Annotated in this window: 5 protein-coding genes and 4 tRNA genes; 7 read left to right on the top strand and 2 right to left on the bottom strand. The window is 48.5% G+C overall.

The genetic code is table 11. The annotated features are described in order from the left end of the window. Nucleotides 1–742: 742 nt before the first annotated feature. Together murB and birA are read left to right on the top strand one after the other, a co-directional pair. On the top strand, nucleotides 743–1,792 hold the full coding sequence (gene murB, locus AU509_RS17545; RefSeq protein ID WP_254901621.1) for a UDP-N-acetylmuramate dehydrogenase: 1,050 nt from the start codon (nucleotides 743–745) through the stop codon (nucleotides 1,790–1,792). Then, nucleotides 1,789–2,757: a bifunctional biotin--[acetyl-CoA-carboxylase] ligase/biotin operon repressor BirA gene (gene birA, locus AU509_RS17540; protein WP_094118914.1), complete on the top strand. Its 969-nt coding sequence runs from the start codon at nucleotides 1,789–1,791 to the stop codon at nucleotides 2,755–2,757. Before murB ends, birA begins: the two co-directional genes overlap by 4 nt. 24 nt (nucleotides 2,758–2,781) lie before the next feature. On the opposite strand, the gene coaA is transcribed toward birA, so the two are convergent. Together coaA and AU509_RS17530 are read right to left on the bottom strand one after the other, a co-directional pair. Continuing rightward, on the bottom strand, nucleotides 2,782–3,732 hold the full coding sequence (coaA, locus tag AU509_RS17535) for a type I pantothenate kinase (protein ID WP_094118913.1): 951 nt from the start codon (nucleotides 3,730–3,732) through the stop codon (nucleotides 2,782–2,784). Nucleotides 3,733–3,942: 210 nt separating this feature from the next. Beyond that, nucleotides 3,943–4,467, bottom strand: coding sequence for a GNAT family N-acetyltransferase (locus tag AU509_RS17530; RefSeq protein ID WP_085653827.1), 525 nt, complete (start codon nucleotides 4,465–4,467; stop codon nucleotides 3,943–3,945). Nucleotides 4,468–4,817: 350 nt separating this feature from the next. Between AU509_RS17530 and AU509_RS17525 the strand changes: the two genes are divergently transcribed. The 5 genes from AU509_RS17525 to AU509_RS17505 form a co-directional block, all read left to right on the top strand. Further along, nucleotides 4,818–4,893: transfer RNA gene (locus AU509_RS17525), tRNA-Thr, on the top strand. Between the two features lie 15 nt (nucleotides 4,894–4,908). After that, nucleotides 4,909–4,993, top strand: a tRNA-Tyr gene (locus AU509_RS17520). Between the two features lie 230 nt (nucleotides 4,994–5,223). After that, nucleotides 5,224–5,297 (top strand) — tRNA-Gly (locus tag AU509_RS17515). 10 nt (nucleotides 5,298–5,307) lie between these two features. Continuing rightward, nucleotides 5,308–5,383 (top strand) — tRNA-Thr (locus AU509_RS17510). Nucleotides 5,384–5,487: 104 nt separating this feature from the next. After that, a partial coding sequence (locus AU509_RS17505; protein ID WP_085653826.1) for a GTP-binding protein occupies nucleotides 5,488–5,604 on the top strand: 117 nt, incomplete at its 3' end.

Genomic DNA, 5,604 nt, shown 5'->3' with positions numbered 1-5,604 from the left:
AATGCTGGCCTGTAAGGTATCTACCGTTGATGCTTGCCGGGGTGATGAGATAACGGGAGCAAACCACCGATCGCTAATTACGCTGTCTTCATTCCTGTACGTTACGTCTCCCGTGACCTCTGTGAGCCCTGACTTCATCGTTCACACACAAGGTCAAGTTCTTCCCGCCGATCTCTGGTGCCACCACAGATCGGCAGTGGCCGGTCACTCGATAACTGAGGCACGGTGCGTCGGCTGTTTTGGTTGGTACATGCACTATCTGCCATTAACTCACTGGCACCACATCAGCGTGCAGTTTTCGCTATTCATCACGATGACCCACTTGGGGCATACTTTTTCACTAGTGTCACCAACGATGATCCCGCGGTTTTCATATTTGTTGCATGAGTGTCTAAGCAACTAGGTACCCAACAACCTTAACGACTGCCGAGGTAACAGCACCTGCGTTACGCGGTGGTCTGAAGGATCTGTTGGTCTATCCAAAACTTCATCTTTAGTTCTGCCCTGAGAGTATTCATTCAATTAGCAATCGATGAGATAGCTTAAGCGGCTTTCTTGCTAGCGAATAGGAGGTTAGTCCCCGTTCAATGAACGATGTCAGGTATTAACGTTAGTGGTAGATAAATGGGCGCTCAGCTTTTGTTCATCGAGCCATACGGCTATACGACTCGAGCGCCTTTAGAAAACACTGCTCAATAATGTTTTTGGATCGAGTAAACTAGAGCGATTAAATATATCGAGCTTGAAGACGACTATGACGAGTGCCGCCGCATCATTACAGCCCTATAACTCATTCTCCCTGCCTGTTTCAGCGAAAGAAGTGGTGACAGCGAATTCAACCGAGGAGCTTCTTAATGCCTGGAAAAACGCAACCATTTCAGACCAGTCAGTACTCATTCTAGGCGGTGGAAGTAATGTCCTTTTCCTTGAGGATTTCGAGGGGTGTGTCGTATTAAATCGTCTGAAAGGGATTGAGATTGACGATACGGATGCGTGTTGGCATCTACACGTGGGCGCAGGCGAAGTCTGGCATGACCTGGTCGAATTCACCCTTAATCAGGGTATTCCCGGATTAGAGAACCTGGCCTTGATCCCGGGCTGTGTCGGTTCGTCTCCGATTCAAAATATAGGGGCATATGGCGTTGAGCTGCAAGACGTGTGTGCCTATGTCGATGTCTTGGACCTCAATACCGGTGAACAAATGCGGTTGGCGCACGAGAGTTGCCAGTTTGGCTACCGTGAAAGCATTTTTAAGCATCAATACCGCGACGGCTATGCGATTACAGCAGTCGGACTCACCTTACCCAAACTCTGGCGGCCTGTGCTCAACTACGGCGATCTGTCGCGACTCGATCTTCAAACTGTGACCCCACGGGTCGTCTTCGATTCGGTGTGCGCTATGCGCAAGAGCAAGCTGCCCGATCCTGCCGTGAATGGAAATGCAGGCAGCTTTTTCAAGAATCCGGTGCTTCCGGCCGTCCATGCAAACGAGCTATTACGGCAATTTCCTCTGGCGCCGCATTATCCTCAGGTTAACGGCGACGTTAAATTTGCCGCCGGATGGCTTATCGACCAGTGTGAGCTTAAAGGCTATCGCATCGGTGATGCTGCGGTACATGCCAATCAGGCCTTGGTTCTTATCAATGCAGGGAATGCAACCAGCAAAGATGTCGTGACCTTGGCGCGTTACGTTCGTCATCAGGTAGCTGAAAAATTTGGCATTGGGTTGGAACCTGAAGTGCGATTTATCGCTGGTCAGGGTGAAGTTAACGCGGTCGAGGTGCTGGCATGAGAGATAATACCGTTCCACTGAAGTTGATCTCCATTTTAGCCGATGGCGAATTTTATTCGGGTGAAGTGCTGGGTGAACGCTTGGGTATGAGTCGTTCAGCAATCAACAAACACATTCACACCATCCGTGAATGGGGCCTCGATGTTTATACCGTAACAGGTAAAGGCTATGCGTTACCTGCACCAATAGAGCTGCTGGATGCCGAAAAAATCCGGGCGTTAACCAACGGTGGAAATATCGATGTGCTGCCCGTCATTGACTCTACCAATCAATATTTGCTGGATCGCCTCGATATAGTTTCATCGGGGGACGTTTGCATCTCCGAATATCAGCAGGCAGGACGTGGCCGGAGAGGGCGGCGATGGTTCTCTCCCTTTGGCGCGAACCTTTACTTATCGCTCTACTGGCGTTTAGAGCAAGGACCCGCGGCCGCGATTGGCGTTAGCCTGGTCATTGGCATCATCATGGCGGAAGTGCTGCACAGTCTGGGAGCGGATGGCGTTCGGGTTAAGTGGCCCAACGATCTTTACTTGAATGACCGCAAGCTGGCTGGAATTCTGGTTGAGCTAAACGGTAGAACCGGCGATGCGGCTCACCTCGTCATTGGCGCCGGTATCAATCTGAGCATGCGCGAGCCGGGAGCGGAAATGATCAATCAAGGCTGGATCAATCTTCAGGAAGCCGGGGTAGCGGTCGATCGCAACACACTGGCGGCCCGCTTGATTACTGAATTACGCGCGGCACTGGTTTCTTTCGAACAGCACGGCTTGGCGCCTTTCATTCCCCGCTGGAAGTCACTGGATAATTTTTATAATCGGCCGGTAAAACTCCTGATGGGTGATAGAGAGATTGTCGGAGTTGATAAAGGCATCGATAACCAAGGAGCATTGCTGCTGGAGCAAAACGGCGTATTGATACCCTATATCGGGGGGGAGATTTCGTTGCGAGGCGTATCAAAAGAATAAGGGGATGGGTATCCCCTGAGCATATTATTTACGCAGCGTTACGCGCTCGACAGCATGATTGGCGCTTTTCGTCATAATCAAACTGGCCCTTTCTCGGGTAGGAAGAATATTTTTCTTCAGATTTAACCCGTTGATTTCGCTCCATACCTGAGATGCAAACTCCATGGCTTCTTCTTCCGTAATTTTCGCATAGTTGTGGAAGTAGGAGTCCGGATTGGCAAACGCACCCTGTCTGAACTTCAGGAATCGGTTGATGTACCAGCTTTTCAGCAACTCTTCCGGCGCATCTACATAGATTGAGAAGTCCACGAAGTCGGATACGAAGACCCGATGTGGATCATGAGGATAGTCCATACCACTCTGCAAAACGTTTAAGCCTTCCAATATAAGAATATCGGGCTGCTCAATGACTTGATGACGGTCCGGGACGATGTCGTAGGTCAAATGGGAGTAGGTTGGCGCAACGACTCTGGGAGCCCCTGACTTCACCTCAGAAACGAATTTCACCAGACTGTGCATATCATAAGACTGGGGAAATCCTTTCTTCTTCATCAGGTTTCTTTCTTTTAACACTTTGTTGGGATGTAAGAACCCGTCAGTGGTAATCAGTTCAACCGTACGGTGTTCAGGCCAGCGTCTGAGCAGAGCCTGTAAGACGCGCGCAGTGGTGCTTTTACCAACAGCCACACTGCCCGCCACCCCAATAATGTAGGGGATCTTTTGTCCTTTGGTGCCTAAAAACTGTTCCAGCACTGCCTGGCGACGCAAATTGGAGCTGATATAAAAGTTCAATAAACGCGAGAGTGGCAGATAAATTTCTGCAACTTCGTCCAGGGATAGATCCTCATTGATACCTTTGAGTTTTAATATTTCATTCTCTGTCAGCGTTAACGGGACCGAATCCCGCAACGTCGCCCACTGCTGACGATCAAATTGCAGATATGGTGTGGCCAAGGATTGCTCTCTATCTCTCATAAATACGTTTCTACATGCCAGTACAGCGTTAAAAGGTGTCATACCGGTCTTAAAACCGTCGGATAAAAAGACCACCCACCTTTTATTGGGGGGAAATGATGACGGGCAGATTACCACCATGCGGGTAAAGAAAAGAAGAAGAAATCCAATGCACGCTGATGCCTTAATAAAGGCCTCAGCGTTATTTTAGTCAGTGATTAACGACTCGCCTCATTTCATTATAAAAAGGCGTTTGTAATAAATGGCCGTAGGATGATAAGTCCCTTCAGGTGTGCAAGCGTAATCAGGAATCTCGCCCAAATAAGAGTAGCCTTGCGACTGGTAAAATAATTCTGCAGCCGAACCGGCTTCCGTATCAAGATAAAGCAGACCGCGTTGCAGGCTCAACGCTGACTCTTCGAGTGTTTGCAAAAGATGATGTCCTATCCCTTTGCGGTGATGCTGTTGATGAACAAGCATTTTCTGAATTTCAGCTCGATTTTGCCCATTCGATTTCTGGCAAAGCTCCAATTGCACGGTTCCTACAACTCCATTTTCATCAAGCGTGATCCAAAGAAGACGTTCTCCGTTCGCAATGGCATGCCTCAGTTCGTGGAAGTAACCTTCAGCATCTTCATAGGACAAAGGGGTTCGATATCCGACGGAACTGCCGTGCTCGACGGCATTAATGAGTAATCCCGCCAATGCATGTCGATACAAAGGAAGGGTAGAGGTGGAGAGTAAAACGGTTTTCATGAAGTATCTCCTGCGAAAGCAAACGGCGAGGGAGGGCCAATTACCCGTAATGAGCAAAAAACATACCACTGCCGTCATCATCCTTTGGTTTTTAGGTCAGTGATATACGAAAGTGTCTTGGCTGACCGAGGCTTGCTGGTCTATATGAAGAAGAAATAGTGAGGTGGAGTGTTGTTTTAACCTTGAGGAAAATGCTGCTGAGGTCGATGGTGTGATGCATATTTGCACGAATTGCTAACGCTTATGGAAAAGAATGTCCAAAAATGTGCAAAATCTAAGCGGTAGTGCATTTTAAGCGATTTTTTTGTTGCATAGACCGGCCAGTCTACCTAGAATGCGCAGCACTTGATGCCGGCTTAGCTCAGTTGGTAGAGCAACTGACTTGTAATCAGTAGGTCGCCAGTTCGACTCCGGCAGCCGGCACCATCAAGTACACAACCAGGTGGGGTTCCCGAGCGGCCAAAGGGAGCAGACTGTAAATCTGCCGTCACAGACTTCGAAGGTTCGAATCCTTCCCCCACCACCAATTCAAGCCATAAACAATGGCTGAATCAACGTGATAGAGCTTCATATTTCATGTTGATGAAGGTGAGAAGTTGCGTGGCGAATCTTCCTACTTCCACCATCAATTCAATCCTGAAACAGGATTAAGACGGTCTGATGTGTCTAAATCGGATCGGAAAAATCTTGGCGCGAATGTAATATGTGCCGGGGTTTTTAACTCTACAAAGAAATCAGGTAGCCGAGTTCCAGGATGCGGGCATCGTATAATGCTATTACCTCAGCCTTCCAAGCTGATGATGTGGGTTCGATTCCCACTGCCCGCTCCATATTAGATGTGCTGATATAGCTCAGTTGGTAGAGCGCACCCTTGGTAAGGGTGAGGTCGGCAGTTCGAATCTGCCTATCAGCACCACTCCTTTTATATTCCTCCTGATTTCCTTTTGTTAAGCTCAGCAAGTAATTGCTTGGTTGATGTGGTGATATCACCGATTTATCCGTGTCTTAGAGGGACAATCGATGTCTAAAGAAAAATTTGAACGTACTAAACCGCACGTTAACGTCGGTACTATCGGCCACGTTGACCATGGTAAAACAACGCTGACCGCTGCTATCACTACCGTATTGGCGAAAGTC

It is taken from the genome of Lonsdalea britannica (assembly GCF_002111595.1).
GTDB classification, from domain to species: domain Bacteria; phylum Pseudomonadota; class Gammaproteobacteria; order Enterobacterales; family Enterobacteriaceae; genus Lonsdalea; species Lonsdalea britannica.
Note: the sequence above shows the minus strand (reverse complement) of the source record. Positions and strands in the feature narration are given on the sequence as shown.

What these genes read in the sequence shown, in the direction of transcription:
- birA (WP_094118914.1), top strand. Translation starts at nt 1,789, where the DNA reads ATGAGAGATAATACCGTTCCACTGAAGTTGATCTCCATTTTAGCCGAT.
- coaA (WP_094118913.1), bottom strand. Translation starts at nt 3,732, where the DNA reads ATGAGAGATAGAGAGCAATCCTTGGCCACACCATATCTGCAATTTGAT.
- AU509_RS17530 (WP_085653827.1), bottom strand. Translation starts at nt 4,467, where the DNA reads ATGAAAACCGTTTTACTCTCCACCTCTACCCTTCCTTTGTATCGACAT.